The sequence below is a fragment of the Streptomyces sp. NPDC088350 genome (genome assembly GCF_044753545.1).
Taxonomy (GTDB): domain Bacteria; phylum Actinomycetota; class Actinomycetes; order Streptomycetales; family Streptomycetaceae; genus Streptomyces.
The window spans coordinates 70,151-96,340 of record NZ_JBIVNL010000005.1 but is presented as its reverse complement, the minus strand read 5'-3'; the positions used below and the strand labels follow the sequence as shown (position 1 = coordinate 96,340).

The 26,190-nt window shown below is 71.2% G+C and carries 24 protein-coding genes and 1 pseudogene; 14 read left to right on the top strand and 11 right to left on the bottom strand.

Going from position 1 to position 26,190, the window contains the following annotated elements:
* Nucleotides 1–63 precede the first annotated feature (63 nt).
* The 3 genes from ACIQBL_RS18310 to ACIQBL_RS18300 all read left to right on the top strand — a co-directional run bounded on the left by ACIQBL_RS18310 (nt 64) and on the right by ACIQBL_RS18300 (nt 3,888).
* The gene (locus ACIQBL_RS18310) at nt 64–996 is read left to right on the top strand and encodes a glutaminase (RefSeq protein WP_401942759.1); all 933 of its coding nucleotides are present in this window, start codon (nt 64–66) and stop codon (nt 994–996) included.
* 124 nt (nt 997–1,120) lie between these two features.
* Nucleotides 1,121–2,515 carry a polyprenol phosphomannose-dependent alpha 1,6 mannosyltransferase MptB gene (gene mptB, locus ACIQBL_RS18305; protein ID WP_401942757.1) on the top strand — a complete coding sequence of 465 codons (1,395 nt, stop codon included), beginning with the start codon at nt 1,121–1,123 and terminating at the stop codon, nt 2,513–2,515.
* A complete protein-coding gene (locus ACIQBL_RS18300) occupies nt 2,512–3,888 on the top strand; it encodes a glycosyltransferase 87 family protein (RefSeq protein ID WP_401942754.1) in 1,377 nt (458 codons plus the stop codon). The genes mptB and ACIQBL_RS18300 overlap by 4 nt, the downstream gene beginning before the upstream one ends.
* A gap of 59 nt (nt 3,889–3,947) precedes the next feature.
* Here the strand turns inward: ACIQBL_RS18300 and ACIQBL_RS18295 are convergent.
* The 3 genes and pseudogenes from ACIQBL_RS18295 to ACIQBL_RS18285 form a co-directional block, all read right to left on the bottom strand.
* Nucleotides 3,948–4,694, bottom strand: a pseudogene (locus ACIQBL_RS18295) (D-alanyl-D-alanine carboxypeptidase family protein); the annotation flags it as partial.
* Nucleotides 4,695–4,919: 225 nt separating this feature from the next.
* The gene (rho, locus tag ACIQBL_RS18290) at nt 4,920–6,062 is read right to left on the bottom strand and encodes a transcription termination factor Rho (RefSeq protein ID WP_401942751.1); all 1,143 of its coding nucleotides are present in this window, start codon (nt 6,060–6,062) and stop codon (nt 4,920–4,922) included.
* A 291-nt stretch (nt 6,063–6,353) separates the two neighbouring features.
* A complete protein-coding gene (locus ACIQBL_RS18285; protein WP_401942748.1) occupies nt 6,354–7,181 on the bottom strand; it encodes a class I SAM-dependent methyltransferase in 828 nt (275 codons plus the stop codon).
* 191 nt (nt 7,182–7,372) lie between these two features.
* Between ACIQBL_RS18285 and ACIQBL_RS18280 the strand changes: the two genes are divergently transcribed.
* From ACIQBL_RS18280 to ACIQBL_RS18250, 7 genes are all read left to right on the top strand, one after another.
* Complete coding sequence (locus ACIQBL_RS18280; protein ID WP_401942746.1) at nt 7,373–8,614, top strand: cytochrome P450; 1,242 nt, start codon at nt 7,373–7,375, stop codon at nt 8,612–8,614.
* Nucleotides 8,615–8,752: 138 nt separating this feature from the next.
* On the top strand, nt 8,753–9,523 hold the full coding sequence (locus ACIQBL_RS18275; RefSeq protein ID WP_401942743.1) for an SDR family NAD(P)-dependent oxidoreductase: 771 nt from the start codon (nt 8,753–8,755) through the stop codon (nt 9,521–9,523).
* A gap of 6 nt (nt 9,524–9,529) precedes the next feature.
* Nucleotides 9,530–9,943, top strand: coding sequence for a VOC family protein (locus tag ACIQBL_RS18270; protein WP_401942740.1), 414 nt, complete (start codon nt 9,530–9,532; stop codon nt 9,941–9,943).
* 11 nt (nt 9,944–9,954) lie between these two features.
* Nucleotides 9,955–11,487, top strand: a complete 1,533-nt coding sequence (locus ACIQBL_RS18265; RefSeq protein WP_401942738.1) for an MFS transporter — start codon at nt 9,955–9,957, stop codon at nt 11,485–11,487.
* A 134-nt stretch (nt 11,488–11,621) separates the two neighbouring features.
* Nucleotides 11,622–12,353, top strand: coding sequence for a nuclear transport factor 2 family protein (locus ACIQBL_RS18260; protein WP_401942736.1), 732 nt, complete (start codon nt 11,622–11,624; stop codon nt 12,351–12,353).
* Entirely contained in the window at nt 12,350–12,691 is a 342-nt protein-coding gene (locus ACIQBL_RS18255) for a YciI family protein (protein WP_401942733.1), read from the top strand. Before ACIQBL_RS18260 ends, ACIQBL_RS18255 begins: the two co-directional genes overlap by 4 nt.
* The gene (locus tag ACIQBL_RS18250; protein ID WP_401942730.1) at nt 12,688–13,938 is read left to right on the top strand and encodes an RNA polymerase sigma factor; all 1,251 of its coding nucleotides are present in this window, start codon (nt 12,688–12,690) and stop codon (nt 13,936–13,938) included. Before ACIQBL_RS18255 ends, ACIQBL_RS18250 begins: the two co-directional genes overlap by 4 nt.
* Nucleotides 13,939–14,010: 72 nt before the next feature.
* Here the strand turns inward: ACIQBL_RS18250 and ACIQBL_RS18245 are convergent, their stop codons facing one another.
* The 8 genes from ACIQBL_RS18245 to ACIQBL_RS18210 all read right to left on the bottom strand — a co-directional run bounded on the left by ACIQBL_RS18245 (nt 14,011) and on the right by ACIQBL_RS18210 (nt 21,755).
* Complete coding sequence (locus ACIQBL_RS18245; protein ID WP_401942727.1) at nt 14,011–14,784, bottom strand: SDR family NAD(P)-dependent oxidoreductase; 774 nt, start codon at nt 14,782–14,784, stop codon at nt 14,011–14,013.
* A 37-nt stretch (nt 14,785–14,821) separates the two neighbouring features.
* On the bottom strand, nt 14,822–15,802 hold the full coding sequence (locus ACIQBL_RS18240) for a LysR family transcriptional regulator (RefSeq protein WP_401942724.1): 981 nt from the start codon (nt 15,800–15,802) through the stop codon (nt 14,822–14,824).
* Between the two features lie 144 nt (nt 15,803–15,946).
* Nucleotides 15,947–16,927, bottom strand: coding sequence for a fumarylacetoacetate hydrolase family protein (locus ACIQBL_RS18235; protein WP_401942721.1), 981 nt, complete (start codon nt 16,925–16,927; stop codon nt 15,947–15,949).
* A 3-nt stretch (nt 16,928–16,930) separates the two neighbouring features.
* On the bottom strand, nt 16,931–18,301 hold the full coding sequence (locus ACIQBL_RS18230) for an FAD-binding oxidoreductase (RefSeq protein ID WP_401942719.1): 1,371 nt from the start codon (nt 18,299–18,301) through the stop codon (nt 16,931–16,933).
* 8 nt (nt 18,302–18,309) lie between these two features.
* Nucleotides 18,310–19,287 (bottom strand): cyclase family protein, encoded by a 978-nt coding sequence (locus ACIQBL_RS18225; protein WP_401942717.1) that lies wholly within the window; start codon nt 19,285–19,287, stop codon nt 18,310–18,312.
* Complete coding sequence (locus ACIQBL_RS18220; protein ID WP_401942714.1) at nt 19,284–20,291, bottom strand: amidohydrolase family protein; 1,008 nt, start codon at nt 20,289–20,291, stop codon at nt 19,284–19,286. The genes ACIQBL_RS18225 and ACIQBL_RS18220 overlap by 4 nt, the downstream gene beginning before the upstream one ends.
* On the bottom strand, nt 20,288–21,412 hold the full coding sequence (locus ACIQBL_RS18215) for an FAD-dependent monooxygenase (RefSeq protein ID WP_401942711.1): 1,125 nt from the start codon (nt 21,410–21,412) through the stop codon (nt 20,288–20,290). Before ACIQBL_RS18215 ends, ACIQBL_RS18220 begins: the two co-directional genes overlap by 4 nt.
* Before the next feature lie 37 nt (nt 21,413–21,449).
* Complete coding sequence (locus tag ACIQBL_RS18210) at nt 21,450–21,755, bottom strand: antibiotic biosynthesis monooxygenase family protein (protein WP_401942708.1); 306 nt, start codon at nt 21,753–21,755, stop codon at nt 21,450–21,452.
* Nucleotides 21,756–21,983: 228 nt separating this feature from the next.
* On the opposite strand from ACIQBL_RS18210, the gene ACIQBL_RS18205 reads away from it, so the two are divergent.
* The 4 genes from ACIQBL_RS18205 (at nt 21,984) to ACIQBL_RS18190 (ending at nt 26,036) form a co-directional block, all read left to right on the top strand.
* Entirely contained in the window at nt 21,984–22,949 is a 966-nt protein-coding gene (locus tag ACIQBL_RS18205) for a fumarylacetoacetate hydrolase family protein (RefSeq protein WP_401942705.1), read from the top strand.
* Nucleotides 22,946–23,881: a VOC family protein gene (locus ACIQBL_RS18200; RefSeq protein WP_401942703.1), complete on the top strand. Its 936-nt coding sequence runs from the start codon at nt 22,946–22,948 to the stop codon at nt 23,879–23,881. The genes ACIQBL_RS18205 and ACIQBL_RS18200 overlap by 4 nt, the downstream gene beginning before the upstream one ends.
* A gap of 68 nt (nt 23,882–23,949) precedes the next feature.
* Nucleotides 23,950–25,251: a histidinol dehydrogenase gene (gene hisD / locus ACIQBL_RS18195; RefSeq protein WP_401942700.1), complete on the top strand. Its 1,302-nt coding sequence runs from the start codon at nt 23,950–23,952 to the stop codon at nt 25,249–25,251.
* Nucleotides 25,248–26,036 carry an SDR family NAD(P)-dependent oxidoreductase gene (locus ACIQBL_RS18190; protein WP_401942697.1) on the top strand — a complete coding sequence of 263 codons (789 nt, stop codon included), beginning with the start codon at nt 25,248–25,250 and terminating at the stop codon, nt 26,034–26,036. The genes hisD and ACIQBL_RS18190 overlap by 4 nt, the downstream gene beginning before the upstream one ends.
* The last annotated feature ends 154 nt before the right edge of the window (nt 26,037–26,190 follow it).

Here is a 26,190-nt window from a genome sequence, read left to right as displayed (position 1 = left end):
CCGCGCTGTCCGATCCGTGCTGTCCGATCCGCGGACGCGCACCAGGACCCGCCCGGAGGCACAATGGTGATCATGTCCCCGTCCATGACCTTCCAGCCGGTCCTGGAGCGCATCGCCGGTGAGATCGAGCGGACCCCCGGCCGTGGCCGGCCCGCCGACTACATCCCGGCGCTCGCGGCCCGCGACCCGCGCAGCTTCGGCATGGCCGTCGCGGAGCTGGACGGCACGGTGTACGGCGTGGGGGACTGGCGGCAGCCGTTCTCCACGCAGTCCCTCACCAAGGTCTTCACCCTCGCCCTCGACCTGGCCCGCGAGGGCGACGAACTGTGGGAGCACGTGGGCCGCGAGCCCTCCGGCAACCCCTTCAACTCCCTGATCCAGCTGGAGTACGAGAGCGGCATCCCGCGCAACCCGTTCATCAACGCGGGCGCGCTCGTCGTCACCGACCGGCTCCAGACCCGTACCGGCGACGCGGCCGGTGAACTCCTGGCCTTCCTGCGTGCGGAGAGCGGCAACCCGTCCCTCGACTTCGACAAGGAGGTCGCCGCCTCCGAGTCCGCGAACGGCGACCGCAACGCGGCCCTCGCCCACTTCATGAAGTCCTACGGCAACATCGACAACGAGGTGCCCGTCCTCCTCGACCAGTACTTCCGGCAGTGCTCCATCGAGGCGTCCTGCGCCGACCTCGCCCTCGCGGCCGGTTTCCTGGCCCGGCACGGCAGCCGCGCCGACGGCACCCGGCTGCTCACCCTCACCCAGGCCAAGCAGGTCAACGCGGTGATGCTGACCTGCGGGACGTACGACGCGGCGGGCGAGTTCGCCTACCGGGTGGGTCTGCCCGGCAAGAGCGGGGTGGGCGGCGGGATCATCGCGATCGTCCCGGGCCGCTGCACCCTCGCCGTGTGGAGCCCGGGACTCGACGAGCGGGGGAACTCGGTGGCCGGGGTCGCCGCGCTCGACCGTTTCACGACGCTCACGGGGGTGTCGGTGTTCTGACGGGCACCGCGAACTCACCGGTACCGAGGGCCGATCACACGGAGGTCACGCGCAGTCCGCCGCCCGGAGAGCGGCAGGTCGCTTTCCCGCCATCCTGTGTTGACATGCTGACCGAGTGTTGGCCATGGCTTTTCCCGTCGATCTCCGCCGCTGCCAGGTGCTCGGTCTGGCCGGTACCGCCGTTCTCGCGCTGGGCGGTGAGACGGCCGGAGCTCTTCCGGCCGCCGATCTCTTCTCCCCGGCCTCCGCGCAGGCCGCGCTCGGGCTGGTCGGGGTCTACTTCGGTGTCGTCCTGCTGATAGCCGCCTGGCTGCTGGTCGGCAAGCTGATCCGCAGCGCCGAACCACCGACCCCGCGCTCGCTGCTGCTGGTCCTCGCGGTGTGGGCGGCCCCGCTGCTGCTCGCGCCGCCCCTGTTCAGCCGGGACGTGTACAGCTATCTCGCGCAGGGCGCCATGGTCGACGCCCACATGGACGTGTACGCGCACGGCCCCGCCGCGCTCGGCGGCCCCCTCGCCGACGAGGTCGCCCCGCTGTGGCAGCACACGGGGGCGCCGTACGGCCCGGTGTTCCTCGCCATGGCGTCGGGGCTGTCCGGACTGACCCGGGGCGAACTCCCGGCCGGGCTCTTCGGGATGCGGCTCGTCGCGCTCCTCGGGGTAGGCCTGATGGCCGCCGCGCTGCCCCGGCTCGCCCGGCACAGCGGCGCCGACCCGGCCGCCGCGCTCTGGCTCGGCGCCCTCAACCCGCTCGTCCTGCTCCACCTCGTCGCCGGCGCCCACAACGACGCGATCATGCTGGGGCTGCTCGGCATCGGCCTGGTCGCCGCCCGCGGCCGATGGCCGGTCCTGGGCGTCGTACTCGTCACGCTCGCCGCCCTGGTCAAGGCACCGGCCGCGCTCGGTCTCGCCGCCGTCGTGCTCCTCCAGATCCGCGCGGGCCACCGACCGGCCAAGGCCGTCACGACGACCGTCGTCGCGTCCGCCGCCACCACGGTCGCGGCGACCGCCGTCGCGGGCACGGGCTACGGCTGGATAGGCGCCCTCGACACGCCCGTCTCGGCGCACAACTGGGCGCTCACCAGCCTCCTCGGCCGCGCCACCGGCGCCCTGCTGGAACACCTCGGCAGCGACCTCGCCCCCTTCGCGGTCCCGGCCTGGCACGCCCTCGGCCTCGCGGTCACCGGCGCGGCCATCCTGGCCATATGGCTGCGGCTGCGCCCCAGCCCGGTCTACGCCCTCGGCCTGAGCCTCGCCGTGGTCGCCGCCTTCGGCCCGGCGATCCGCCCCTGGTACGCCCTGTGGGGCCTGTTCCTCATCGCCGCCGCCGCACCGAGCACGTCCGTACGCCACAGGGTGGCCGCCGTGACCGGCGTCCTCGCCCTCGCCGTCCTGCCCAGCGGCGGCCCCGCCGACATCGGCCAACTCGTGCTGGCCGTCTCCGGCGGTGTCCTCGCGGTCGTCGTCCTGTGGCAGGCCCGCCAGGCGGCGGAGGCCCCGGCCCTGGGACGTACGGCATGAGAACACCCGCCACCGGCCGCGGCCGACTCCTCCTGGTGCTGGCCCTCGCCGCCACCGTCACCGCCTTCACCGCCACGGTCCCGCTGCTGCGCGACTGGTTCGACCTGCGTGTCTACTACGGCACCGTCCACACCTGGCTCCACCACGGCGGCCGGATCTACGACTACCAGGTGCCCGGCACGACGTACGGCTTCACCTACCCGCCGTTCGCCGCCGTCAGCATGGCCCCGATGGCGTACGTCGGTCTCGGCACCGCGATCGTCGCCGCGCTGGTGCTCAACCTGGCGGCCCTCGCGCTCGTGCTGCGCATCCTGGCCGGGCCCGGATGGCGGCGGTACGGCTGGTTCGGGTGGGCGCTGGTGGCCTGCGGGCTGGCGCTGTTCGAGCCGTTGCGCGACACGTTCAGCTTCGGGCAGGTGAACCTCCTGCTGCTGGCCCTCGTCCTCGGCGACGGCTGGCTGCTGTCCACCGGCCGGGGCCGCTGGGCGGGCGCCGGCATCGGACTCGCGGCGGCGGTCAAGCTCACGCCGGCGCTGTTCATCGGCCTGTTGCTGCTGGCCAGACGCTGGAAAGCCGCCGCGGTGGCGACGGCTGTGGCGCTCGGGGCGACCGGGCTGGCGGCCCTGGTGGTCCCGGACGCCTCGCGGTTCTACTGGACCCGGGCGCTCTGGGACACGACCAGGGTGGGCCGCCTCGACTACGTCTCCAACCAGTCCCTGCAAGGTGTCCTGGCCCGCCTCGGCGAGACCGGCCGCCCCCTGTGGGCGACGGTCGTCCTGCTCGTGCTGTGCCTGTGGGCGGTGCGGGCGCGGCGCGCGGTCGTCGCGGGGGACTGGACGGCCGCGTTCGCGCTGACCGGGCTGACCGCGTGCCTGGTCAGCCCGATCACCTGGGTGCACCATCTCGTGTGGCTGCTGCCGTCGTTCGCCGTGCTGATCCGCGCCGGGCACGCGCGGATCGCGGGCGCCCTGTACGCGGTCATGTGCACGAGTGTCGTGTGGCTGTGGTTCCACGACGCCTCGGGCATCGACGGCTTCCTCGGCAGCAACACGTACGCGTGGATCACGCTCGGTCTGCTGCTGTGGCTGCCGATCGGTCAGGCCCGGGGCAGTCGCGCGCCCCTGGACCGCAACGCCACCACCACCGCGCCCGCGCCCAGCACCCCGGCGGCCACGATCGCCGCCGTCTCCGCCCAGCCCGGACCGTCGTCCGCTACGACCCCGGCGGCCACCGGCCTGGCGGCGGGACCGGGTCTCGGCCTTGCCCGCAACGCGTCGAGCGACCCCACCGGATCGACGTGCCCGGCAGCCGCGAACCCCCAGTCGAGCAGCTCACGCGCCTCCTCGTACACGGTGAAACCACCGCCCGCCTGAGGGTTCATCACCGTGACGACGAGCGACCGCCCGCCCCGACGCGCCGCCGCGACCAGCGTGTTGCCGGCGTGCGTGGTGTAACCGTTCTTCACACCGATGAGCCCCGGATACGGCTCGACGCCGTCGTTGCCGGTCAGCAGCCGGTTGGTGTTCTGGATGGCGTACGACGATCCCTCGCCCGGGAACTCGGCCTCGGCGGTGGAGCAGTAGCGCGCGAAGTCCGCGTTGCGCAGTCCGGCACGGCCGAACACCGCGAGGTCGAAGGCGGAGGACACCTGGCCGTCGGTGTCGTAGCCGTCCGGCGAGATGACATGGGTGTCGAGGGCGCCCAGCGCGCGGGCCTTGGCCTGCATGCGGGCGGCCGTGGTGTCCCAGCCGCCGTTGAGGGCGGCCAGGACGTGCACGGCGTCGTTCCCGGAGTTGAGGAAGACCCCGCGCCACAGGTCGGCGACGCGGTACGTGTGGCCTTCCTCGACCCCGACCAGGCTGCTGCCCTCGCCGATGCCGGACAGGTCCTGTTCGCTGACGCGGTGCTGGAGCCCTCCGGGGAACAGGGGGAGGACGGTCAGGGCGAAGAGTGTTTTGAGGGTGCTGGCGGGTGGGAGTCTGCGGTGGGCGTCGTGGGCGGCGAGGACTTCGCCGGTGCGGGTGTCTGCGACGAGCCAGGAGAGGGCGGAGACGTCCGGGAGTTGGGGGGCGCCGGGGTGGGGGTGGACCTGGGTGCTGGGATCCGACCCGGTGTCGGCTGTCGCCGTGGCGGGGGTGAGCGCGAGGATGCCCGTGAGGCACAGGGCGCAGGCCGACATGGCGATCCGGGATGAGAATCCGATTGTCATACCGATAAACGTAGGAACGGAGTCGTCGTGGACGGCGATGGCGGGGCCGGGCGGGGTGAGTGTGCACCCGGATGCGCTAGCGCTCCGCTGGCAGGCGGTTCTTTTGCTGCGGGTCCGTGGGGGCTGGTCGCGCCCGCGCGGCGGAGCCGCATATCGATACAGCCCCGCGCCCCTGACGGGGCGCCTCCGTCGACGTCAGTTAGAGGGCAGCGTCGGCTGGATGCGGCGCAAGAACGTCGCGTTGTCCGGGGTCTCTCGCATGCGCTCCAGGAGCGTTTCCGTGCTGCTCTGGCCGTCCCTGTTCTGGAGGACGCGGCGCAGGCCCCGTACCGCCGTCAACTCGGCCGGGGTGAGGAGGAGTTCCTCGCGGCGGGTGCCGGACGGGTTGATCTCCACGGCCGGGAAGACCCGGCGGGAGGCCAGTTCGCGGCTGAGGCGGAGTTCCATGTTGCCGGTGCTCTTGAGCTCCTCGAAGTAGAAGTCGTCGGCACGGGAACCGGTCTCGACCAGCGCGGTGGCGAGGATGGTGAGGGAGCCGCCCTCCTCGGCGAGGCGTGCGGCGCCGAAGAACTTCTTCGGGCCGATCAGCGCCGTGGCGTCGACACCGCCGCTGAGGGTTCGGCCGCCGGATGCCGCCGCGTTGTTGTGCGCCCGGCAGAGGCGGGTGAGGGAGTCGAGGAGGATCACCACGTCCTCGCCGGCCTCGACGAGCCGCTTGGCCCGCTCGATCACGAGCTCGGCCAGCGCGATGTGCTGCTTGGGCGCCTTGTCGAAGGTGGAGGCGTACACCTCGCCGCGCACGGAGCGCCGCATGTCGGTGACCTCCTCGGGGCGTTCGTCGAGCAGCACCACCATGAGGCGGGCCTCGGGGTGGTTGCCGGCGCCGGCCGCCGCGATCTGCTGGAGCAGTACGGTCTTGCCGGTCTTGGGCGGGGCCACGATGAGCCCGCGCTGGCCCTTGCCGACGGGGGCGATCAGGTCGGTGACGCGTCCGGTGAGGCCGGCCGCCGGGTGTTCGAGGTGCAGCCGCTCGCGCGGGTGGAGTGGGGTGAGGTCACGGAAGTGGCGTCGGCCGCGCAGTTCGTCGGGCGTGCGCCCGTTGACGAACGCGACCTCGGTCAGGGCGCGCTGCCCGCCGCGGACGCCTTCCACGAGGTCGCCCTTGCGCAGGCCGTGACGGCGGATCAGCGCGGGGGAGACCTGGAGGTCGGTGGGCGAGGGCTGGCAGTCCAGCGCCCGCAGGTGCCCCTTCCCGTTGCCGTCGATGTCGAGGACACCGGTCGCGGTCCGGGTACGGGGCTGCTCTTGTACTGGGGGGTGTTCGAGTGTGGTGGTCATGAGGGGTGGTCCTTTCAAGGACGGTTGCATGTGTCATGCGGAAGGAAGGGGGGAGAAGCCGCGGACGGAGGGCGAACGAGCGCTCCTCGGGGCGGCGGGGAACACATCAACTCGGGTACGGCGGAAAACACCGGTCACGAGGTGGTGCGGGGAAGCCGATGCGCCGGTCGGAAGTCGACGGGCTGTTCGGCGAGGGTGAAGTGGAACTGGCACCGGCGCCCGGAACGGGGCGTACACAAGTGCTGACCGCACCGTAGCACACCCGGTGCGAAGCCGGCTGTGAGGTAGGACTCAGCGGCTCGCCAGCAGGCCGTACAGGAGCGGGATCCGGGGCTCGGGCAGCCGCCACCAGCCACTGGGGGTCCGGACCATCCGCGGCCAGCGCGGCCACGGCAGCTCGTCGCTCTCGCGGAGTCGCCGGATGTTCAGTCCTGCCGTGGTCAACGCGTTGATGACCTCGTCCATTCCGTGCATCCACTCGTAACTGTCGGTCGCCCCGGCCACGGCCGGGCCGTCGGTGTACGTGAACGTCGCGTCCCTGTGCACGGGACCTCCGCCGCCCAGGTAGTCGTGGCGCAGCAGCAGTTCGGGTCCCTCGCCCGGAGCCGGTTTCGGGCCCAGCGAGTTGAGCAGGGGATGGAACTCGACGAGGTACAACAGGCCGCCGGGGCGCAGAAGTCGGGCGACGGTGTCCGCCCAGCGTGGTAGATCTGGCAGGTAGCACAGGGCGCCCTTGCCGGTGTACACGACGTCGAACCGCCGTTGTCCCAGAGCCTCCACGGCGTCGTACACGTTCGCCTGTACGTAGTCGACGTCGAGGCCCGCCCTCGCCGCGATGCCGGTCGCGGCCGTCACGGACTCGGCGGAGAAGTCGAGGCCCACGGCACGTGCCCCGCGCTGCGCGAAGGCGAGGGTCTCGGTGCCGAGGTGGCACTGGAGGTGCAGCACGTCCCGGCCGGTCAGGTCGCCGAGGTCCTCCCACTCGAAGGCGGCGAACCAGCGGGCCGGGTCCGGGTCCCCGTCGAGGCCGTAGAAACGGCTGGCGAGGTGGACGGGGGTACGGGCGTCCCAGTTCGCCTGGTTGGCCCGCATCAGCCGTGCCTGCTCGTCGGTGGTCATGGGGTCATCCAACCGTGATCGGACGGCGGGTGGTGGGAGGAACACCCGATCGGGGTGCCGGATCGTGGCGAGTCGGGCGTGGCCGGAGGAGGCGCTGTGCTCGGCACCCTGGGCGGGGAGAATCGTTCGCCGTACGGTGGTGGAACGTCGCGCACGCCGTACGCTCCCAAGACGCCCGCAAGGAGCCCCAGTTGGACATCTCGCCCGACGCGGCGCACCGTCTGGACCCGTCCGGTGGGTGCCCGCACGCCGACAACGCGCGGTTGCTCGCGCGGGGCGCCGTGGCTCCGGTCGTGCTGCCCGGTGGCATCGAGGGGATGGCCGTACTGGGGCACGCGGCGCTGAAGGAGTTCCTGGGGGATCCCGAAGTCGCCAAGAACGCACGGCACTTCGCCGCGCTGCGGGAGGGGCGGATCGGCGCGGGGTGGCCGCTCATGACGTTCGCGACCGTGCAGGGCATGATCACCGCCGACGGCGACGACCACCGCAGGCTGCGCGCACTGGCCAGCCGGGCCTTCACGCCCCGGCGGGTCACCGAACTCCGGCCCGGAGTCGAGGAGTTGGCAGCTTCGCTGCTCGACGATCTCGACCGGGCGGCCGAGGCGGACGGGGGAGTCGCCGATCTGCGGCGGCACTTCGCGCTGCCGCTGCCGATGGGTGTCATCTGTGAACTGCTCGGCGTGGAGCCCGAGTTCCGCGACCGGCTGCGCCATCTGTCGAACCAGGTGGTCGCCACCGACATCGGGCCCGAGCAGGCCGTCGCCGCCAACCGTGAACTCGTCGCCGTCCTCGCGGCCGTCGCCGCCGCCAGGACGGAGCGGGCCGGCGACGACCTCACCAGCGCCCTGATCGCCGCCCGTGACGAGGACGGCGACCGGCTCGGCCAGGGCGAGCTGATCGGCACGCTGGTGCTGATGATCATCGCCGGGCACGAGACGACACTGAACCTGATCACCAACGCGGTACGCGCCCTGTGCGCCCACCGCGACCAACTCGACCTCGTCCGCGAGGGCGCGGCGACCTGGGGCGACGTCGTCGAGGAGACCCTGCGCTGGGACGCGCCGGTCAGCTACTTCCCCTTCCGGTATCCCGTACGGGACCTGACCGTGGACGGCACCCTCATCCCGGCCGGCACGCCCGTCCTCGCGGGCTACTCCGCCGCCGGACGCGACCCGGCCGCGTACGGTCCGGACGCCGACCGGTTCGACGTCACCCGGCCCGGGCGCCCCGGAGCCGTACGGAATCTGTCGCTGGGGCACGGCGCCCACTACTGCCTGGGTGCCCCGCTGGCCCGGATGGAGGCCACGGTCGCCCTGGAGCGGCTCTTCGCACGGTTCCCGGGCCTCGACGTCGCCGTGCCCGGGGACGAACTGCCCCGCAACTCCAGCTTCGTCGGCAACAGCGTGCGAACGCTTCCTGTGCGACTCCGCTGAGTCCGCGACTCCGCGCCGCATACCAGCCATACGAACCCCCGATGGCCCTTCGCCGACCCCTTTCTTGTTCTCGCCAATGGCCGTACCTACGCTGCCACCACCGCACCACGGCGGCACGGGACAAGGGACTTGGCAATCATGGGTCGACTGGCCGGGAAAATCGCTTTCATCAGTGGAACGGGGGCAGGAATTGGGCGGGCCGCGGCGCGGATATTCGCGGCGGAGGGCGCCGAGGTTTTCGGCTGCGACATCGACGAGGACAGCGCGGCCGAGACCGTGGAACTCGTCGAGAAGGCCGGCGGAATCATGCGCTCCCTCGCACCCGTCGACCTGTCCACGCGGGACGGCGCCCGGGAGTGGATCGAGGCCGGGATCGCGGCCTTCGGCGGGATCGACATCCTCTACAACAACGCCTCCGCGCTGCGGAACGGCCCGTTCGAGACCATGCCCGCCGAGGACTGGTACTTCACCATCAAGAACGAGCTGGACATCCCCTACTTCTGCACCCAGGCCGCCTGGCCGCACCTGATCGCGCGCGGCGGCGGAGCCGTCCTCAACGTGGCCTCCGTGGCCGCCGTACGCGGTGCGCCGTTCATGCCGATGGTGCCCCACGGGGCCGCCAAGGGTGGGGTGTTGGCGATGAGCCTGCACCTGTGCGCGGCCGGCGCCCCGCACCGCATCCGGGTCAACACCATCGCCCCCGGCATGACCCGCACCTCCGCCACCGCGCCCTTCCTCGACGATCCGGACGGCCCCAAGGCCCAGTTGGAGGCACGCATCCCGGTCGGGCGCGTGGGGCAGCCCGAGGACATCGCGCGGGCCGCCGCCTTCCTCTGCTCCGACGAGGCGGCCTTCGTCAACGGCGCCAACCTCATGGTCGACGGCGGCGACAGCGCGATGGCGGGCTGAGCCGCCGTGACCACCCGACTCGACCACGTGGGCGTCAACGTACGCGACCTGACCGCCCAAACCGCCTGGTACCAGGGCGCGTTCGGCCTCAGGACCGTCTTCGAGTTCCACCTCGAAGGACCCGGTCTGAAGGGCGTCGTCCTGGAGCATCCGCGGGGCTGGCGCATCGAGCTGCTCGCCAGACCCGGCTCCGCCCCCGGCCTTCGCGCGCCGGACCCGCTGACCGCCGCCCTCACCGAGGGATACGGGCACTTCGCGGTCACCACCCCCGAACTCGACCCCGTCCACGGCGCGTTGGTGGCCCATGGAGCGGTCGAGGTCATGGCACCCGGGCCGTCCCCCGAGCCCGGAGTGCGTATGGCCTGGGTCAGTGACCCCGAGGGAAATCTCATCGAACTCATAGAGAAAAACGCAGAGTGAGGGCACGCACGATGACGGATTCGATCTCCTTGAAAAGACTGGACCCCGGAACGCTCATAGCGTGCTGCCTCGCGGTCGCGGCGGCACAGTTGTGCATTACCGTTCCCTCGCCCATCAACGGGGAAATTCAGGCCGCATTCGGGGCTTCGGGTTCCCAGGTCGCCTGGGTCACTTCCGCCTTCATTCTCCCCACCGCGATTCTGGAACTGAATTTCGGTGTGGTGGGCGATCTCTTCGGCCGCAAGCGGCTGTTGGTGCTCGGCGGGCTCGTCCTCGCGCTCGGTGAACTCCTCAACGCCACCTCGCAGAACATCACCATGATGTGGACCGGGCAGGCCCTGGCGGGCATCGGCGCCGCCGCCCTGTTCCCCAGTTCCCTCGCGGTCATCGCGGCGGCCACACCGGACGGCAAGGACCGGGCGAAGGCGGTCTCCACCTGGGCGCTGTCCATCTCCCTCGCCTCCGCCATGGGCCCGCTGTCCTCGGGCATCCTTGCCACCGTCGCGGACTTCCGCTGGGCGTTCGTGCCGCCGGTCGTCCTCGGTCTGATCGTCGCGGTCGCCTGCTGGAAACTCGTCACCGACTCCAAGGCGCCCGAGGGCCGCGCGCTGGACTGGCCGGGCCAGATCACCATCGCCGTCGGCCTCACCGCCCTGCTCTGGGGCATCATCGAGGGCGGCGACCGCGGCTGGGGCAGCGCGGCGATCGTCGGCTCGCTGACCCTGGCGGCAGTGGCCCTCGTCGGGTTCGTCGTCGCGGAGACCCGCGCGGCCTCCCCGATGTTCAACCTCGACCTCCTGAAGATCCCGTCGTTCGCGGCGGCGGCCGTCGTCGCTCTGGCCGGCATGTTCGGCTTCATCGGCACCGCCTACTGCGTCTCCATCCGCCTCGGCGCGGTGATGCACCTCAGCGCGCTGCGGGCCGGCATGCCCTTCGTGATCCTCCAGCTGATCCCGCTGCTGCTGGCACCGGTGCTCAGCCGGATGCTCACCCGCATCGACGCCCGCTGGCTCCTGATGGGCGGCCTGCTGCCCATGGCCGCGGGACAGTTCTGGATCGCCGCCCTCCCCATCACCACCACCTCCCTCGCGGCCTTCATCGGCCCGGTGCTGCTGCTCGGCGTCGGCTTCATCTGCGTGGTGTCCTCGCTGACCTCCGCCGCCGTGAACGCCGTACCGATCAACATGACCGGCATGGCCAGCGGCGCGACCAGCCTGGTCCGCGAGTTCGGCCAGGGCCTCGGCCCGGCCGTGATCTCCACCATCGCGATGAGCGCCGCGTCCTCCGCACTCGTCGGCAAGCTCAGCGGGGCGGACGCGGGCATGGAGAAGGCGGCCGGACCCCTGGCCGTCGTCAACGCGGGCAGCGCCCAGGCCAAGGCCGCCGCGCAGACCGCCCTCGGCCACGGCATGGCCCTCGGCGTGGTGATCTGCGGCTGCGCCTCCCTGCTGGGCGCGGTGGTCACCCTGCTGCTGGTGCGCAAGAACACCGAGCGCGCGACGGTCGGCGCGGGGGAGCCGTCGGTACAGGCCGCCACCGCGTAATCGGTACGCCGTCGTAGAAGAAGGCCGGGGCCTCGTCGCCCCGGCCTCTTCATGTTTTTCCGACGGGGGTGTCGATCCGGCTCGGCCGCGTTCGTCGGTGGGGTGTAGGAAGCTCATGAGGACCGGGAGGAACCATGAAGTACATGCTGCTCGTGTGCGGGGACGACACCGCCGACGCCTCCGGCATGGCACCCGTCGAACCCTGGGTGGAGGAGCTGGGCGACCGTGGCGTACGGCTGCACGGGCACCGGCTCGCGCTGCCCGCCGAGGCCGTCACCGTGCGGGTGCGCGGCGGGGAGGTGCTGCGTACGGACGGACCGTTCGCGGAGACCAAGGAGTACGTCGCCGGATTCGACATCCTGGAGTGCGACACCCTGGAGGAGGCCGTCGAGGCCGCCGCCCGGCACCCCGTGGCCACCATCGGGGCGATGGAGGTGCGCCCCTTCTGGCCGATGGACGGCGAGGAGGACGCCGACGCGGAGATCCGCGCTCTCGACGCCGAACTGACCGAGGCGGTCCGCGCACGGGACGTGGACCGCGTCCTCGCCTGCTACGCCCCGGACGTGGTGGCCTTCGCGGGCGACGCCGAGCGGTTCGGGACCGCGGCCCTCCGCAAAGCCGTGGAGGGCGCTTTCGCCGGCGTGACCGGACCCCTGATCCGCGAGGTGCTGGAGTTCCGCGTCCACGTCGACGAGTCCATCGCGTTCGGCCATGCCCTCGTCCGGCTGCGCGGCACCCGTACCGACGGCCGGCCGCTGGACGACGTCCTGCGCGTGACCACCGGCTACCGCAACGCCGGCCTGCGCTGGCTGATCGTCCACGAACACCTCTCGACCCCGGCCGAGAAGACCGAGGACCGGTCGTGAAGTACGTCCTGCTGATCTGCGCACCCGTGGGCGCCGAGGAACTCGGCCCCGCCGAGATCGCCACCGACCCCCGCTTCACCTCGTACATCGACGAGGTCCGCAGCCGCGACCTCCTGCGCGGCGGGGCCCGGCTTCGCCCGTCCGCCGACGCCACGACCGTCCGTGTCCAGGGCGACCAAGTCCTGCTCAGCGACGGCCCGTTCGTCGAGTCGAAGGAGTACGTGGCGGGTATCGAGATCATCGAGGTCCCCGACCTCGACGAGGCGATCTCGCTCGCCTCCCGGCACCCCGCCGCGCTCGCCGGCGGCTCGGTCGAGGTACGGCCGGTCTGGGAGTGAACGTGCCGGACGTCGAGGAGGCCGTCGCCGCCGCCTTCCGCGAGGAGTGGGGCCAGGTCGTCGCCACCCTGATCAGGGTGACCGGCGACTGGGACCTCGCGGAGGAGTGCGCGCAGGACGCCTTCGCCCAGGCCCTCGACCGGTGGCGGCGCGACGGAATCCCGCGCCGCCCCGGCGCCTGGCTCACCACGACCGCCCGCAACCGCGCCCTCGACGTACTGCGCCGGGAGGCGGTCGGGGCGGCGAAACTGCGGGAGGTCGCGGTGCTGGGGCGGAACGAGGGACCGTACGACCCGGAGTACGACGGCGACGACAGCGGTGTCGAGGACGACCGGCTGCGCCTGGTCTTCACCTGCTGCCACCCCGCGCTGCCCATCGAGGCCCGAGTGGCCCTCACCCTGCGCACGCTCGCGGGTCTGACCACCCCCGAGATCGCCCGGGCCTTCCTCGTCCCCGAGGCGACCATGGCGCAACGGCTGGTGCGCGCCAAGAAGAAGATCCGCAACGCCGGCATCCCGTACCGGGTACCGCCCGCGCACCTGCTTCCCGAGCGCACGACGGGCGTGCTCGGCGTGGTCTATCTCCTCTTCAACGAGGGATACGCGGCCACGTCCGGCGCCGACCTGGTCCGCACGAACCTGTGCGCGGAAGCGATCCGCCTGGCCCGCGTGCTGTCCCGCCTCATGCCGGACGAGCCCGAAGTACTCGGCCTGCTGGCCCTGTTGCTCCTGCACGACGCCCGCCGCCACACACGCGTGGACCCCACGGGCGAACTCGTCACCCTGGAGGATCAGGACCGTACGGCATGGGACCGCACCGAGATCGGCGAAGGCGCGACCCTCCTGGAAACCGCACTCCGCCGGGGCCGCCCCGGCCCGTACCAGATCCAGGCAGCCATCGCCGCCTGCCACACCACCGCCCCCACGGCCGCCGACACCGACTGGGCCGATATCGCGGGCCTGTACGGGGAGTTGGAGCGCCTCGTGCCGTCAGCGGTGGTGCGGCTGAACCGGGCGGTGGCCGTGGGCATGTCCGAACACCCGGAGGCGGGCCTGGAGTTGGTGTCCGAGCTGGAACGGTCGGGTGAACTGGCCGACTATCACCTGCTCCCCGCCACCCGGGCCGACTTGCTCCGCCGCAGCGGCCGTAGGACGGAGGCAGCCGAGGCGTACGAGCGGGCGCTTGAGTTGGTGGAGAACGACGCGGAGCGAAGTTTTCTGCAACGGCGCCTTTCAGAGTGCCGCTGAGGGCAGCGCCCCGAAAGGGGCGCGGGGAACTGCGCGACCAGCCCCCACCAACCCGCAGCCAAAGAACCGCCCCTACAGCGGACCATCAAGCGCATTAATGATCGCCTTCACCCCACCATGCGCCGCATACCCCCCATCCACCGTGACCTCCGCCCCATTCACATACGACGCCTCGTCCGACAGCAGATAAACGACCAACGGCGCCACCTCATCCACCGTCCCCGCCCGCCCCTGAGGCGTCATCGACAGATGGGCCCGCACGAACACCGGGTTCGCGGACGCCATCAACGGGGTCTCGATATAGCCGGGATGGATCACGTTCGTGCGGATCCCGCGCGGGGCCAGCTCCAACGCGGCGACCTTGGACAGACCACGCAGGGCCCACTTGCTCGCGGTGTACGCCACCGCGTGATGCGCGGTGAGACCCGCGACGGAGCCGACGTTCACGATGGACGAACCGGTCGGCATCAGCGGGGCGAGCGCCTGGATGCCGAGCAGCGCGCCCGTCGTGTTGACCGCGAACGCCCGGTTCCAGTCGGCGAGTTCGACGTCGCCGAGCCGTGCCCGCATGGGAATGCCCGCGTTGTTCACGAGACCGTGCACGACGTCCAGCCCGGCCGCGAGGGCCGCCCAGTCCTCCGGCGAGGACACGTCCAGGTGCCGGTACCGGACGTCCAGGCCCTCGGAGCCCAGCGACGCGGCGAGCTTCTCGCCCGCCTCGTCCAGGACGTCCGTCGCGACCACCGTCGCACCCTCCCGGGCCGCGGCGGCCACCTCGGCGGCTCCCTGGCCCTGCGCGGCCCCGGTGACGACGACGGTACGGCCGGCCAGACGCGTGCGGCTCACGGTTCCTCCTGGGGGTACGGGCTGTCTCCCGTCCACGCTAGGAAGCCGGGGTCAGCTCCGGAAACGCACGATCGGCATGGGTGCCATCCGCGCCGGCGATCTCGCGGACCACCGGCGCGTCCAAGGACGCCCCCACCTTGCGAACCGTCTCCCGCAGCCAGCGGTGCGCCGGGTCCGCGTGCCGGTTGTGGTGCCAGTACATGGCCTCCACGAGGGGTACGTCGGGGAAGGGCGTCGGTACGACGGCACAGCGCGCGAAGCCCTCGTAGCGCCGGGCGAGCCGCTCGGGGACCACGGCGACCAGGTCGGTGCCGCTCACCAGGAACGGCAGCGCATTGAAGCCGGGCGTGCTGACCTGGACCCGGGGTGTGATGCCGAGGGTCTCCAACTGCCGGTCGGCGGGCGTGAGTTTGCCGACGGCGCAGGCCGCGTGGGGCATCTCGGCGAGGTCGCGCAGCGAGAGGCGTCCGTCCACCAGACGCGGGTTGTCCGGGTCGACGAGACACACGAAACGGTCGTGCATCACGGCCTCGCTGACCCCGGGCAGCTGGTAGCCGAGCGGCACGATCATCAGGTCGTGGCAGCGCAGATGGGTCTCGGTCTCCAGCTGCCCGATGACGATCGGGTGGAAGTCGATACGGATGCCGGGGGCCTCCTGCGCGAGGGCCCGCAGCAGCGGTTCCACGAACACCGTCATGACGTAGTCGGACATCACGACCGAGAAGCGTTGCCGACTGCGCGAGGGATCGAAGTGCCTGGTCAGCGACAGGGCCTCCTCCGCCTTGTGCAGCGAGGATTGGACGACCGGCAGCAGCCGCTCCGCGAGCGGGGTCAGCTCGTACTCGCGGCCCACCCGCACCAGCAGCTCGTCGTTGAAGTGCCGCCGCAGCCGGGCCAGGGAGCCGCTCATCGCGGACTGGCTGGTGGACAGCCGCACCCCCGCGTGGGTGACGTTCTTCTCCTCCAGGAGGGCTTCCAGCGCCACCAGAAGATTCAGGTCGATTGCTCCCAGACCCATGCGTGTGTCCTTCCGGCCGCGTCGTTGAAGCTCGGTGAAACCGGAGCGTAACGACCGGGTTCCCGCGGAGGAAGGGGCCGGGAGGGAAGTCACAGGGATCCGATAGCTGCCATCGGATCCCTGGATGTGTGCAGGTCGGAAGGCCTACCGATGAGGGGCTGCGTGGGGCTGCGGCCTCGGCGTCCGGCCGCGCTTGCGGGCGCGCGGCAGGTATACGTCCGTACGGCCGGGCACGACGTGGTTGGAGAGGGTGCCGAGGCGCTCCACCGCGAGGGTCACCTCGTCGCCGGGCCGGAGCGGCGGCGGGGTGCGTTCGCCGACCCGGCCCCAGAACTCCGCCAGCGCGCCCCAGCCGCAGGTGCCCGAGCCGAGGATGTCCCCGGGGCGCACCCAGGCGTCCCGGGAGGCGTAGGCGATCATCTCCTCGAAGGTCCAGGAGACGTTGGCGAGGGTGTCGCGGCCGATCAGCTCGCCGTTGAGGGTGACCGTCATCTCCAGGTCCAGGAAGCCGTCCGGGTCGCGCCGGTCCTCGACCTCGTCGGCGGTGACCAGGCAGGGACCGAGCGTGTTCGCGAAGTCCTTGCCCTTGGAGAAGCCGAGTCCGAGGTTCTTCTCCGGCTTCTGGAGATCACGCGCCGACCAGTCGTTGAAGATGAGATAGCCGACGATGTGCTCGCGCGCCCGCTCCGGTGTGAGATCACGCCCGCCGCGCCCGATGACCACGCCGACCTCCAGCTCGAAGTCGAGCACCGAGCAGCCGGCCGGGACCGGCACGTCGTCGTAAGCGCCGTACGCGGCATGCGGGTTGGTGAAGTAGAAGTTCGGCGCCCGGTACCACTCCTCCGGGACGTGCTCCAGCCCGTCCAGGGACTTCGCGACTCCCTCGATGTGCGCCTCGAAACCGACGAAGTCCCGGATGGAGGGCGGCTTCAGCGGAGGCAGCAGTCTGACCTGATCCACCGTCAAGTCGCTTGGCCGGCGCAGTGCTTCGGTACCGGCCGCGTGCAGCACCTCCTGCTCCAGCAGGGTCAGGACGGTGACTCCCTCGGGCAGCGGGTGAATGGTCCCGTCGCGGACGGCTCCGGCGCGCTCCACGCCCTCGTACTCGTACGTCGCGAAACGCATCGCTCACTGCTCCCAGTGGTTGGTGTTGGTGACGGCTCCGGCGCTGAGATAGCCGGCGAAGAGTCCCGTGGGGTCGTACGCGGTCCTGATCTCCCGCAGCCGCCCCCACTGTTCGTCGCCCATGAACCTCAACTGCCGCACGGTGAAGTCCGAGTCCCCGAGGTACTGGCCGACGGTGACCGGCCGCATGTCCGCCATCGCCTCGTCGAGCCAGGTTCGCAACTCGGCGTCCCGTGACGGATCGTCGTGGATGACATAGGTGGCGCAGTAGATCTCCGACTGCAACGAGAAGGCCATGTCGGGGAGTTGGCGCAGCGGGGCCATGGAGAACCAGATGGTGAAGGTCTCCCGGGTGGGCTGCTCGGTGAACGCCCGGCGGATCGCCGGTACGACCTCGTCGGCGGGGCCGGTCAGCCAGGCGTTGTCGACCAGGTAGCGGTGGCCCTCGGGGTTGGCGATGCGCTGACCCGCCAACTGCTGCGCCAACGTGGTCTGTTGGGCCTCCACGCGGAACAGTGCCTGGTCCGCGTACGGGTTGGCGTGCAGCGGTGCCAGCGCCTCGGCCGCCTCCTCTGCCGTGTCGGTCATCGACACGCCCGTGACCAGCAGCACCGGTTCGTCCAGGTCGGGCGGTGTCTGCGTGAGCGCGACGATCTCGACCAGGTCCGAGACCGTGTGGTGCATGCCGTGCAGCCAGGTCATGACCTCGTCGAACAGGTCGAGCGGATACGCGTGCACGGTGTGTCCGAGGTACGTCGGCAGCGGGCGGGTGCGGAGGTGGAAGCGGGTGACGATGCCGAAGAATCCCGGGCCCGCGCCGCGCGCCGACCAGAACAGGTCGCTGTGGTGGGTCTCGTCGGCGCGCACCAACTCGCCCTCGGCGGTGACGACATCGATGGCCACGATGTTCTCCGCCGCCCAGCCCCAGCCGCGCGCGTTCCAGCCCTGCCCGCCCTGGAGCAGGAAACCGCCGATGCCGACGGAGGGGCAGTGCCCGCCGTTGAAGAAGCGGCCGAACTCCCCGAGATACGGGTTGAGTTCGTCACCGCCCTTCACGCTGGGAGTCGCCGTCACGATCCCGGTCTCCGGGTCGTACGCCATCTCGCGGAAGCCCCCGAGGTCGATCAGCAGCGCGTCCTGGCGCACCGACCAGGCGGCCCAGCTGTGCCCGCCGGAGCGGACGGCGATCTGCCAGCCGCGTTCGAGGGCGAGCCGTACCCCCTCCACCACGTCCTGCTCGGACTCGGCCATCAGGACAGCGGCCGGTGAACGGTCGTACGGCAGACGGGCGTTGAAGACCCGGCCGAAGCACGCCGCCTCGAAGTCCTCGTCGTCGGGGAGGTGGAGGGTGCCGGAGAAACGGTTCAGGTTCAAGGGTGTACTCACTTGATCGCGATCGGGTTGACGGGGGCGCCCACCGCGCCGGTGACCGGCAACGGCGCGGCTACCAGCAGGAACTCGAAGACGCCGTCGGCCGCGCAGTCCTCGGCCAGTGCCTCCAGGTCCCACATCTCACCCAGCGGGAGGCCCATGTTGGGGATCGCTATCTGGTGCAGCGGGGACATCACGGGCTCGGGGAACTCGTACGGCCGTACCTCAAGGCCCCAGGTGTCGGAGGCGATCGCCGCGATCTCCGTGCGGTGCAGCCAGCCGAGGGTGGTGAAGGAGAGGCCGGGCGCGTCACCGGCGGCGTAGCCGCCCCACGCGCCGAGCCGTCGTACGCGGCCGAGTTGGCCGGTGCGGATCAGGACGAGGTCGCCGCGCCGGACCGAACTGGTGGCGCCCTGCGCCTCGATCGTGGCCCGCAGATGCTCCTCCAGGATGGGGAATCCGTCCGGGAGTTCACCGTGTTCGTCGCCGGCCGCACGGCCCACGTCGAGGAGGACCCCGCGGCTGGTGAAGGCGTCCTTCATGTGCTCGATGCCGGTGACCGAGTCGCCGTCGCCGTTGACGATGGTGCACGGACGGCCGTTCCACGCCTGCTTGTTGTCGTAGATGTGGCCCAGTCCGTCCCACTGCGTGGAGGCCTGCAACGGCATCACGATGTGGTCGTCGGCGCCGCCGAAACCGTGCGGGAAGCCCTGGGTGCCGGCCGCCGCGTCGGAGCCGGTGTCCTTCATGTAGTGGACCGGGTTGATACGGCCGCGGAAACCGCGCTGCGGGCCCGACTCGTTGAACTCCTGGGCGAGCGAGAAGGACCGCCCGCGGCGCACCAGGCCCACCGCGTGGGCGCGGATCGCGTCGTCGACGAAGTTCAGCGTGCCGAGCACGTCGTCCGCACCCCAGCGGCCCCAATTACGGTAGGCGGAACGGGCCTTGGCGAGTTCCTCCTCGATCGGCCCGAGGGTACCGGCGGTCATCGCGTACGTCCTTTCAGCAGCAGGTCGAGGGCGTTGCCCCCGGCGACGGCGGCCCGGTCGGCCGGGGTGAGCCCGGCCGCGTCCAGCCGGGCCACCGGGTCGTCGACACCCATGTCGAAGGGGTGGTCCGTGCCGAGGACGACCCGGTCCGCGCCCACCTCCTCGACGAGACGGCGCAGCGCGCGCGGGGTGTACACCAGCGCGTCGAACCACATCCGCCGCAGATAGGCGCTCGGCAACTCGGCGCAGCCGCGCGCGTCCTGGCGTACCAGCCAGGCGTGGTCCGAACGGCCGATGTACGTCGGCAGATAGCCGCCGCCGTGCGCCGCCACCAGCTTCAGGCGCGGGAAGCGGTCGAGGACGCCGGTGAAGATGAGGTGCGAGAGCGCGACCGTCGTCTCGACGGGCTGACCGACCGTGTTTCCCAGGTAGTTGGACGCCAGGCGCTCGCCGAGGGAGCAGCCCCAGGGGTGGATGAACACGACCGCGCCCAGATCCTCGGCCCGCTGCCACACCACGTCGTGCGCGGGGTCGGCGAGTTCACGGCCGTCGACCGTCGTGGAGACGCTGATGCCGTAGAGGCCGTGGTCGTTGACCGCCTGGTCGAGCAACGCGACCGCCAGGTCCGGGTGTTGGAGTGGGACTGTGCCGAGTCCGTACAGCCGGTCGGGTGCGGTGGCGCAGTGCGCGGACACGGCCGTGTTGACCGTACGGGCCAGCTGGATCGCGAGGTCCGGGTCCGCCCAGTAGTGGTGCATCGGCATCGGGCCGACCACCTGGATGTCGACGCCCATCGCGTCGAGATCCGCGAGGCGGGCGGTGACGTCGGTCAACTTGGATGCCAGGCACTGGAGTTGGGCGCGGTTGACGGCCAGGGACGCGGGGGAGTGGGCGCGCTGCTCGGCCGCGAATTCGGCGGTGAGGCCCGGGGTGTCCGCGACCAGGGCGTCGGCGGCGGGGACGGAGAGGTGGCCGTGGAAGTCGACCACGGGTGAGCTGTTCACGCCGCCGCCGTCAGGTTGTCCAGGGTCTCCGACATGATCCGCGCGGGGTCGGCGCCGGGTGTGCCGGGGTGGATCTCCCAGTCGGCGAGCTGGAGGGAGTTCTCCAGGACCATCCGGACGCGGGGCAGGCGCCGGTCCATGAAGCGGTCCAGGGCCTTCTCCGTCGGCTCGTCCGCCGTCACCAACTCGGCGAGCAGCACGGCGTCCTCCATGCACATCGCGGCGCCCTGCGCGATCAGCGGCGGACAGGCGTGCGCGGCGTCGCCGACGACCATCGCGCGACCGCGATGCCAGGGCTCGTCGACGAGGACCGACTCGATCCAGCGGTAGTCGACCGCCGTGTCGTCGGGCAGCGAGGCGAGGATCTTCCCCCAGGTGCCGCCGTACCCGGCACCGCGTTCGCGCAGCAGGGCGAGGGGCGCGCGGGGGCCGATCAGGGAGGTGTCGAGGTTCTCGTCGAGGAGGTAGGCGTAGCACTGGTCGGGGGAGATCGGGCTGTAGCCGGCCTTGAAGCGGGGGCCGCCGTAGTACACCTCGGCGCAGTCCATCTCGGCCGGGCGGTCGGCGACGACCCGGAAGATCGACATGCCGACGGGGCGCGGCTTGGCGTCGATGCCGATCAGCGCGCGCATCGCCGAGTTGATGCCGTCGGCGCCCACGACGAGGTCGTAGCGACCGGTCGAACCGTCCGTGAAAGCCACGTCCACATGGTCCGGCGACTGGTCGAGCCGGTCCACGCTCAGTCCGAGACGGACCCGCACCCCGTGCGCGTGCACCGCGTCGCACAGCGCGTCCTGCAGATCCGAACGCAACGCGCCCGCCGTGGACGGCAGTTCGGGCCCGCCGGTGTGCGGGGTGTTCAACTCGGTGATCAGCCCGCCGTCGGCGCGACGCAGCCGCATGATGTCGAACGGCACCGCCCGGGCCAGCACCCGGTCCAGGACGCCCACGGAACGCAGCGCCTTGAGCGCGTTGCCCTGGACGGTGATGCCATGGCCCACACCGAACCACTGCGGAGAGATCTCGACGAGCTCCACCTCGGCGCCCCGCTGGGCGAGCGCGAGACACAGCACGCTTCCGGTGATGCCGCCGCCGACGACGAGCACCTTTTGTACGGGCATGGGCGATCCTTGCGAACGTAGAAGAAGGGCATGGGGGTCAGCCCGAGAAGCGGGCGCCGAGTTCGTGGAAGTGCTCGACGGCCGGCGGCTCGGTGAAGAACGGTCCGACCAGGGCCCGCCAGCGCGCGAAGGCCTCGGACTCCCGGAAGCCGACCATGTGGGCCTCGACCGAGTCCCAGCCGACCAGCAGCAGGAAGGTCGTCGGCCGCTCCGCACCGCGCAGCAGCTCGGCCCAGCGGAACCCGTCGGCCTCGGCCAGCACCTCACGGGCCTTGCCGAACACCTCCGTGAACTCCCGCTCACGACCTGCCTCGACGGTCAGCTCGGCATGCTCGACTATCACGTTCTTCTCCTCGGGAAAGTGGGTGCTCCGAGCCTGCGTGGGCGGCCGACGGACGGTCAACGGATCGAGGCATCGGCAAGGGGGACGTCATGCATCCCGTACGGCGATGGAGCTGCGGTGGGGGGCCTGCGCGGCCGGTGATGGCAGGCATCGCGGATCGCCATTTCCGCCGGGTCCCCGGGCTGCCTAGCGTCGAGGGCGAGCCCCCACCCGTACGAGGAGAGCGCCGTGCCCGATCCCCTGCCCACCCATGCCGGACCCTTCGCGCTCGGCACGTTCGCCGCCCGGGGGGACGAATTCCCCGGCCTCGTCACCGGTTCACGGGTGCGTGACCTCTCCGACCTTGTGCCGTCCGTGCGTGCGCTGGTCGAGGACTGGGGGACCTGGCTGCCCCGGCTCGGGGAACTCGCCCGGTCCTCCGACGGCACCTGGCACGACCTGGCCGCGCTTCGCGTCCTGACGCCGATCGAGCCCGGCCAGATCCTCCAGAGCGGCGCCAACTACCGCAAGCACGTGGTCGATCTGGTCGCCGCCGAGAAGGAGAGTGTGCACGGCGCCACCCCCGAAGAGGCGCGTGCGGACGCCGAGTCGATGATGGACGAACGCGCCCGCAACGGAGTGCCGTACGTCTTCCTCGGCTCCCCGCGCGCGATCTGCGGTCCCTACGACGACATCGTGCTCCCCGCGCTCGGCGAACAGCACGACTGGGAACTCGAACTCGCCCTCGTCATCGGGAAGTCGGGCAAGAACATTCCGGCCGAGGAGGCGATGGACTACGTCGCCGGATACACGATCTCGAACGACCTCACCACCCGCGACCGTCTCTACCGGCCCGACCTCAAGGCCATCGGCACCGACTGGTTCACCGCCAAGAACGCCGACACCTTCCTGCCCACCGGGCCCTTCCTGGTGCCGGCCGCGTTCGTCGGGGACCCCGGCGACCTTCGCATCACCCTGCGCCACAACGGAGTTGTACGGCAGGACGAGTCCACGAAGGACATGATCTTCGACATCCCGAAGCTCATCGCGTACGTCTCCACGACCACCACTCTGCGCCCCGGCGACCTGCTGCTCACCGGCTCCCCGGCCGGAAACGGCGCGCACTGGGGCGTCTTCCTGAAGCCCGGCGACGTCGTCGATTCGGAGATCACCGGCCTGGGCCACCAGCGCAACACCGTCAGGAGCGGACAGTGACCTTCCAGCCCATCACCCATCTGCGCCATGTCGACCTGGCCGTACCGGACTTCGCCCGCCAGCGCGCCTTCTACGGCACCACCTGGGGCCTGACCGAGGTCGCAGGCGACAGCGGCATCGCCTTCTTCGCCGCCGAGGGCAGCCCCGAGCAGTACATCGTCCGCATCCGCGAGGACGAGCGGAAGCGGATGGACCTGGTCGCCTTCGGGGCGGTCTCACCGGCCGCCGTGGACGAGCTGCACGGGCGACTCGGGCGCGCCGGGGTCCAACTCCTCGGCGAACCCGGTGTGTTGGACACCCCGGGCGGCGGCTACGGCTTCCGGTTCTTCGACCCGGACGGGCGGGTCGTCGAGGTGTCGGCCGATGTCGCCACGCGCACCCACCGGAAGATAGAGGAGCGCGAGGCGATCCCCGTCCGGCTCTCGCACTGCGTGGTCAACTCCCGGGACCCGGAAGGGCTTCGGGACTTCTACGTCCAGCACCTCGGGTTCCGGCTCACCGACACCCTGTACTCGACGCACATGGGCGACCTCATGTACTTCCTGCGGTGCAGCCCCCTCCACCACTCGTTCGCGATCGCCCGAGGACCCCATGTCTCCCTGCACCACGCCTCGTTCGAGATGCGCGGGGTCGAGGAGTACATGCGGGGCACCGGCCGGGCGCTGCGTGCCGGGACCCGGCTCACCTGGGGGCCCGGCCGGCATCTCGCGGGTGACAACACCTTCTCCTACTTCCACGACCCGCACGGCAACACCGTCGAGTACACGACCGAACTCGCCGTCCTCGAAGAGGACTTGTGGCACCCGGGCCGGCATGACGTCGACGACCCGATCACCCAGGACCAGTGGGGCACCGCCGACCCGATGAGCGAGTCGGTCGCCAAGGAGCAGTTCAACGACCCCGACGTGCTCTTCGTGGCGCCCCCCGTCTGACACCCCCCGTCCGACACCTTCCGCCTGACACCCCTTTGTCGCGAACCACCCGCAGAAAGGCCGCAGTTGTGGCAGAGATACTGAAGCGCGCCGTTCCCAAGTCGGAGGTGACCGCCTCCCTCGACCAGGTGCGCGAGACTGTGACCGGCGTCATCGCGGACATCCGCGCCCGCGGTGACGAGGCCGTGCGCGCCTACTCCGAGAAGTTCGACAAGTGGAGCCCCGACTCCTTCCGGCTCTCCGACGAGGAGGTCGGGAAGATCGTCGCGTCGGTACCGCAACAGGTCATCGACGACATCCGCTTCGTCCAGGACCAGGTCCGCACCTTCGCCCGCCACCAGCTCGACTCCCTGCGGGAGTTCGAGGTGGAGACCCTGCCGGGGGTGAAGCTCGGCCAGAAGCACATCCCCGTGCAGGCGGCGGGCGCGTACATCCCCGGTGGCCGCTATCCGCTCACCGCCTCCGCCCACATGACCATCGTCACCGCCAAGGTCGCGGGCGTGCCCCGGGTGGTCGCCTGTACGCCGCCCATCCACGGCGAGATCCCGGCAGCCACCGTCGCCGCCATGCATCTCGCCGGCGCCGACGAGATCTGGCTGCTCGGCGGAGTGCAGGCCGTGGCCGCCATGTCCGTCGGCACCGAGTCGATGCGACCCGTCAATCTGATCGCCGGGCCCGGCAACGCCTATGTCGCCGAGGCGAAGCGGCAACTGTTCGGCGAGGTCGGCATCGACCTGTTCGCCGGGCCGACCGAGATCCTCGTCCTCGCCGACGACCGGGCCGACCCGTTCGTGTGCGCCGTCGACCTGCTCTCCCAGGCCGAGCACGGCCCGGACTCACCGGCCGTCCTCATCACCACCTCCCGCGAGGTCGCCGAGAAGACCATTGCCGAGGTGGAACGCCTCCTGCCCGGCATGCCCACCCGTGACTTCGCCGGCCCCGCCTGGCGCGACCACGGCCAGGTCCACGTCGTCGACACCCTCGACGAGCTGTACGCCCTCGCCGACGAGTTCGCCTTCGAACACGTCGAGGTGCTGACCGCCGAACCACGCCTCGCGCTGGAGCGCATGACCCAGTACGGCGCCCTGTTCCTCGGCGAGGGCACCTGTGTGTCGTTCGGCGACAAGGTCATCGGCACGAACCATGTGCTGCCCACACGTGGTGCCGCGCGCTATACCGGCGGCCTGTGGGTGGGGAAGTACCTCAAGACGGTGACCTACCAGGAGGTCACCGACACCGACTCCCAGGCACTGCTCGGCCGGCTGTGCGGACGGGCGGCCCGCGTCGAGCTGTTCGAGGGGCACGCGCGCTCCGGCGACGTACGCGCCGCGAAGGCCGCGGGCGACGAACTGCCCTGGAACAGCGCATGACCCTGGACGGCCGCATGCCCTTGGACGGCCGTACGGCACTGGTCACGGGCGGCGGCGGACCGCTGGGGCGCGCCTTCGCGCTGGCCCTCGCGGACGCCGGCGCCCGGGTGATCCTGGTCGGGCGCGACGAGACGGCGCTCGCGGACGCGGCGGCACGTGTGGTCAAGGACGGCGGACAGGCCCGTACGGCCTCCTGCGACGTCTCCGACCCGTCGGCAGTCAGCGCCCTTGCCGCCCGACTGGCCGACGAGGACGTGTCGTTGCTCGTCAACAACGCCGGGGTGGCAGGACCGGTCCGGCCGCTCGTCGACATCGAGCCGGGCGAGTGGGACGAGGTGTTCGCCGCCAACGTCCGGGGCGTCTATCTGATGTGCCGGGCCTTCCTGCCGCCGATGCTGTCGGCCGGACGCGGTGACATCGTCAACGTCGCCTCGGTCAGCGGCAAGCGCCCCCTCCTCAACCGCACCCCGTACACCGCGTCCAAGATGGCATTGCTCGGCCTGACCCGGACCCTCGCCGGGGAGGCCGGCCCGCAGGGGGTCGCGGTCAACTCCCTTTCCCCGGGGCCGGTTCGGGGCCCGCGCATGCACCGGAACTTCCGGCTCACCGCCGAACTGATCGGCTGTACCGTGGCCGAGGCCGAGCGTGACTTCGCCTCCCGGGCCGCCCTCGGCCGGCTCGTCGAGGAGCACGAGGTGGCGCAGGCGTTGGTGGCGATGCTCGCGATGCCCGGTCTGTGCGGGGCCGACATCGACCTGTCGGCGGGAATGATCGCCCCGGCCTAGCGGCACAGCACGTACGAGAACGGCGAGGTGGACGGCCGACGGGCCCCCGCCTCGCCGTCGTGCGTACGGGTGTTCGTCCGCTATGACGACTCTGTGTGACCGCCATGAAATGGTCGGCGTGATCCGAGGCATCGGGCTCCCATATGTGTGTGCC

Coding starts and splice junctions, on each gene's coding strand:
- ACIQBL_RS18310 (WP_401942759.1), top strand. CDS start 64: ATGGTGATCATGTCCCCGTCCATGACCTTCCAGCCGGTCCTGGAGCGC.
- mptB (WP_401942757.1), top strand. CDS start 1,121: ATGGCTTTTCCCGTCGATCTCCGCCGCTGCCAGGTGCTCGGTCTGGCC.
- ACIQBL_RS18300 (WP_401942754.1), top strand. CDS start 2,512: ATGAGAACACCCGCCACCGGCCGCGGCCGACTCCTCCTGGTGCTGGCC.
- rho (WP_401942751.1), bottom strand. CDS start 6,062: ATGACCACCACACTCGAACACCCCCCAGTACAAGAGCAGCCCCGTACC.
- ACIQBL_RS18285 (WP_401942748.1), bottom strand. CDS start 7,181: ATGACCACCGACGAGCAGGCACGGCTGATGCGGGCCAACCAGGCGAAC.
- ACIQBL_RS18275 (WP_401942743.1), top strand. CDS start 8,753: ATGGGTCGACTGGCCGGGAAAATCGCTTTCATCAGTGGAACGGGGGCA.
- ACIQBL_RS18265 (WP_401942738.1), top strand. CDS start 9,955: ATGACGGATTCGATCTCCTTGAAAAGACTGGACCCCGGAACGCTCATA.
- ACIQBL_RS18260 (WP_401942736.1), top strand. CDS start 11,622: ATGAAGTACATGCTGCTCGTGTGCGGGGACGACACCGCCGACGCCTCC.
- ACIQBL_RS18240 (WP_401942724.1), bottom strand. CDS start 15,802: ATGGGTCTGGGAGCAATCGACCTGAATCTTCTGGTGGCGCTGGAAGCC.
- ACIQBL_RS18235 (WP_401942721.1), bottom strand. CDS start 16,927: ATGCGTTTCGCGACGTACGAGTACGAGGGCGTGGAGCGCGCCGGAGCC.
- ACIQBL_RS18225 (WP_401942717.1), bottom strand. CDS start 19,287: ATGACCGCCGGTACCCTCGGGCCGATCGAGGAGGAACTCGCCAAGGCC.
- ACIQBL_RS18215 (WP_401942711.1), bottom strand. CDS start 21,412: ATGCCCGTACAAAAGGTGCTCGTCGTCGGCGGCGGCATCACCGGAAGC.
- ACIQBL_RS18190 (WP_401942697.1), top strand. CDS start 25,248: ATGACCCTGGACGGCCGCATGCCCTTGGACGGCCGTACGGCACTGGTC.